This window comes from Aeromonas sp. S12(2024), from assembly GCF_041402305.1.
Taxonomy (GTDB): Bacteria; Pseudomonadota; Gammaproteobacteria; order Enterobacterales; family Aeromonadaceae; genus Aeromonas; species Aeromonas veronii.
Genome location: NZ_JBGLRB010000050.1, coordinates 1 through 599, shown reverse-complemented (window position 1 = coordinate 599; position 599 = coordinate 1). Strand labels below are relative to the sequence as shown.

Genomic DNA, 599 nt, shown 5'->3' with positions numbered 1-599 from the left:
AAAGCTAACCGAATGCGGAGCGGTAGTTCAGTCGGTTAGAATACCGGCCTGTCACGCCGGGGGTCGCGGGTTCGAGTCCCGTCCGCTCCGCCACTAATTTGAAGGCCTTCCTGAATGGGAAGGCCTTTTTGCTATGTGCGATCTTGCCCATAAGTCCCACAGATTTGTACGCAAGAGCCAACACAAAGCCCGGCTTCACGACCGGGCTTTTGTATTTTTAGTGCGTTATATCGCCAATATCAGGCTTTTACCTGTCGGAAGAATGGCCAGATAGCCGATTATTTCCACCATTTTCTGGCTATATCCGAGCCCTGTGAGTTTCATTTGCGGCCGCCTGAACGAGTCTACAGGCGGTCAAATCAGGTTTCTGTCGCTTGCTGACTACAGGACAGTCCCATATTGACCACCCCCTCTTCCATCTGCACATCGATCTTGAAGCCCAGCAGCTTGGCTAGGTTGGGAATACCGAGATTGCCGTATTAATCAGGTGTAGTGGTCAACTAAATCCGGACACTTGGTTAGGCCGTTCTTCGGCTTTTGCTGGCGATATTCCGTCATTGTATTTATGTGGACGCCGCCAGTTGTAGTAATCCATCAGG

Annotated in this window: 1 tRNA gene; it reads left to right on the top strand. The window is 51.1% G+C overall.

Going from position 1 to position 599, the window contains the following annotated elements:
• Positions 1 to 16: 16 nt before the first annotated feature.
• Positions 17 to 93, top strand: a tRNA-Asp gene (locus ACB035_RS20480).
• Positions 94 to 599 lie beyond the last annotated feature (506 nt).